Source organism: Ruegeria sp. D7, assembly GCF_056534355.1.
On record NZ_JBQFPG010000028.1, the window covers coordinates 1 to 3975 of the forward strand.

A 3975-nucleotide genomic window follows, 5' to 3' on the forward strand; every position below is an offset into this window, starting at 1 on the left:
GTATTGGTTTGTCTGGTTGACATGCAGGGCCGTTTGATGGGCAAGCGGTTTCATGCGGGTCATTTTGTTGCGGGGGCGTGGGAAGAGACGCATTGCTGCAATTATCTGCTGGCGACGGATCTCGAGATGGGGACGCCGGATGGGTATGCGTCGACCAGTTGGGAGCGGGGCTATGGCGATTATGTGATGAAGCCGGATCTGAGCACGCTGCGCCCTGTACCGTGGCTGGAAGGCACGGCGATGGTGATGTGCGATGTGCTGGATCATCACACGCATGAAGAAGTGCCACACGCGCCGCGCTCGATCCTGAAACGTCAGGTGAACCGGCTGAAGGCGATGGGCTATGACGCGATGTGCGCCACCGAGCTGGAGTTTTTCCTGTTCGAGAAAAGCTTTGATCAGATCCGCAAGGAAGGCTTTCGCGACCTTGAGCCGATCTCGGGGTACAACGAAGACTATCACATCCTTCAGACCACCAAGGAAGAGCATGTGATGCGCCCGATCCGCAACCATCTGTGGGATGCGGGGATACCGGTCGAGAACACGAAAGGTGAGGCCGAGACCGGGCAGGAAGAACTGAACATCAAATACGCGCCTGCGATGGAGACGGCCGAGTATCACTCGATCGCCAAGAACGCGGTGAAAGAGATTGCCTGGCAGCATGGGCATGCCGCGACCTTCCTGCCGAAATGGCATCATGAGAAGGTGGGCAGTTCCAGCCACGTGCATCAGTCGCTCTGGTCCGAGGGGCGGCCGATCTTTTTCGACGAAAAAGATCCGCTCGGCATGTCGGATGTGATGAAAAGCTACATGGCGGGTCTTTTGAAATACGCCGCCGATTACACCTGTTTCATGGCGCCCTACATCAACAGCTACAAGCGGTTCATGAAGGGGACCTTTGCGCCGACGCGGATCATCTGGTCGGTGGACAACCGCACCGCCGGGTTCCGCCTGTGCGGTGACGGCACCAAGGCGGTGCGGGTGGAATGCCGTATCCCGGGCTCGGATATGAACCCCTATCTGGCGATGGCTGGGATGCTGGCGGCGGGGATCGCTGGGATCGAAGAAGGGCTGGAGTTGCAGCCGCCGACCACGGGCGACGTCTATCAGGGAGAGACGGGGATGATCCCGGGCAATCTGCGCGCGGCGCGGGATGCGCTGCATGGCTCGGCGATGTTGCGGGCTGCGATGGGAGATGACGTTGTCGATCACTATGCGCGCGCGGCCGAGGTTGAGATCGAAGAGTTTGAGCGCGTGGTGACCGATTGGGAAATTGCCCGCGGGTTTGAGCGGGCTTGAGAGGGTGAAAGCGAGGGGCCAGCCCCGCCGCCATTGGCGCTCGAACCAATGGCGCACCAATGGCGGCCCCCGAGATATTTATGGCCAGATGAAGCAGGGATCCTGCTCTCTTTAGAGATGGAGTGACTATGGGGCAGATGTTGCAATGTGTCTCGCCGATTGATGGGTCGGTTTTTGCCGAGCGCGAGGTGTTGTCGCGGGAGGCCGCGTTTGAGGTTGCGGGCCGGGCGCGGGCCGCACAGGCGGCTTGGGCGGCGCGGCCCTTGCGGGAACGCATTGATCTCGTGATGGCGGGTGTGGCTGCTGTCGGCGCGATGAATGAGGAAATCGTGCCCGAGTTGGCGCATATGATGGGTCGCCCGGTGCGCTATGGCGGTGAGTTCGGCGGCTTCAACGAGCGCGCAAGCCATATGGCCGGGATTGCCGAAAGCGCGTTGGCTGATATCGCGGTGGGCGAAGATGAGACGTTCAAACGCTATATCAAGCGCATCCCGCATGGGGTGGTGTTTGTGGTGGCGCCGTGGAACTACCCCTACATGACGGCGATCAACACGGTGGCCCCGGCGCTGATCGCGGGTAATACGGTGATCCTGAAACACGCCACGCAGACCCTGCTGGTGGGCGAGCGTATGGCGCAGGCCTTCCATGCAGCGGGTGTGCCCGAAGACGTGTTCCAGAATGTCTTTCTGAGCCATGACGTGACCAACGATCTGATCGCGGGCAATGCGTTCGACTTCGTGAACTTCACCGGATCGGTCGGCGGCGGCCAGGCGATGGAGCGCGCGGCGGCGGGCACCTTTACCGGTGTCGGGACTGAGTTGGGCGGCAAGGATCCGGGTTATGTGATGGACGATGCCGATCTGGAGGCGGCGGTTGAGACGCTGATCGACGGGGCAATGTTCAACGCGGGCCAGTGCTGCTGCGGGATCGAGCGGATCTATGTGCACGAAAGCCTGTATGACGACTTCGTCGTCAGGGCGGTGGAGATCGTGAAGGGCTATAAGCTGGGCAATCCGCTGGACGCTGAAACCACCATTGGCCCGATGGCCAATGTGCGCTTTGCCGATGAGGTGCGGGCGCAGATTGCCGAGGCGGTCGAGGCTGGTGCGGTGGCCCATATCGACATTTTCCCCGAGGATGATGGCGGCGCATATCTGACGCCGCAGATCCTGACCAATGTCACCCATGACATGCGGGTGATGCGGGATGAAAGCTTTGGTCCGGTAGTGGGCATCATGAAAGTGTCCTCGGATGACGAGGCCACCCGGCTGATGAATGACAGCGCGTTTGGCCTGACGGCGAGCCTCTGGACCCGCGATCTGGATCGCGCGGCCCGCGTGGGTGACCAGATTGAGACGGGCACCGTCTTCATGAACCGGGCCGATTATCTGGATCCCGGCCTGTGCTGGACCGGCTGCAAGAATACCGGGCGCGGCGGCGGTCTCTCGGTCATTGGCTATCACAACCTGACACGTCCCAAATCCTATCACCTGAAAAAGGTCACGGGCTAAGGACGCCGGCCTGCCTCGGAATGACCCCCTCGCCGGGGCAGGCCTTTTGACACGAAGGAAAGCAAACATGTCACTTGTTGGAAACTGGTCTTATCCAACCGCAATCAAATTCGGGGCCGGGCGGATCAATGAATTACCCGAAGCCTGTGCTGCGGCCGGCATGAAGAAGCCGCTGCTGGTCACCGACAAGGGGCTGGCCGACCTGCCGATCACCACCGCGACGCTGGATATCATGGAGACCGCCGGTCTGGGCCGGGGTCTGTTCGCGGATGTGGACCCGAACCCCAATGAACAGAACCTCGAGGCCGGTGTTGCGGCCTATAACGCGGGCGGCCATGACGGGGTGATCGCTTTTGGCGGCGGCTCGGGGCTGGATCTGGGCAAGATGGTCGCCTTCATGTGTGGTCAGACGCGCCCGGTCTGGGACTTTGAGGACATCGGCGATTGGTGGACCCGAGCGGATGCCGATGCCATCGCGCCGATCATCGCCGTGCCCACAACCGCCGGGACCGGGTCCGAAGTGGGGCGCGCCAGCGTCATCACCAACTCGGAAACCCACGCCAAGAAGATCATCTTCCACCCCAAGGTGCTGCCCACGGTCGTGATCTGCGACCCCGAGCTGACGGTGGGCATGCCCAGGTTCATCACCGCAGGCACCGGTCTGGATGCGTTCGCGCATTGTGTCGAGGCGTTCAGCAGCCCGCATTACCACCCGATGTCTCAGGGCATCGCGCTGGAAGGGATGCGGCTGGTCAAGGACTACCTGCCACGTGCCTATGCGGACGGCACCGACATCGAAGCCCGCGCCCAGATGATGAGCGCGGCGGCGATGGGGGCCACCGCCTTCCAGAAAGGCCTGGGCGCCATCCACGCCATGAGCCACCCCGTCGGCGCGGTGTTCAACACCCACCACGGCACCACCAACGCGGTCTGCATGCCCGCCGTACTCGAGTTCAACGCGCCAGTCATCGCCGACCGCTTCCAGCAAGCCGCCGCCTATCTGGGCATCGACGGCGGCTTCGACGGCTTCCGCAGCTTCGTGCAAGAGTTCAACGACAGCCTCGCCATCCCCCGCAATCTCTCCGACCTCGGCGTCACCAAAGCCGCCATCCCCGAACTGGTCCAAGGCGCAATCATCGACCCCTCATGCGGAGGGAATCCGATC

General features: G+C 62.0%; 3 protein-coding genes. All 3 read left to right on the forward strand.

Features of this window, described 5'->3' with window-relative positions; all coding sequences use genetic code 11:
• On the forward strand, positions 1-1299 hold a 1299-nt coding region (locus tag ACRZ9U_RS20860), incomplete at its 5' end, for a glutamine synthetase family protein (protein WP_480902916.1).
• Positions 1300-1427: 128 nt separating this feature from the next.
• Complete coding sequence (locus ACRZ9U_RS20865; RefSeq protein WP_170408891.1) at positions 1428-2810, forward strand: aldehyde dehydrogenase family protein; 1383 nt, start codon at positions 1428-1430, stop codon at positions 2808-2810.
• Between the two features lie 67 nt (positions 2811-2877).
• The coding region (locus ACRZ9U_RS20870; protein WP_170408892.1) for an iron-containing alcohol dehydrogenase at positions 2878-3975 on the forward strand (1098 nt) is incomplete at its 3' end.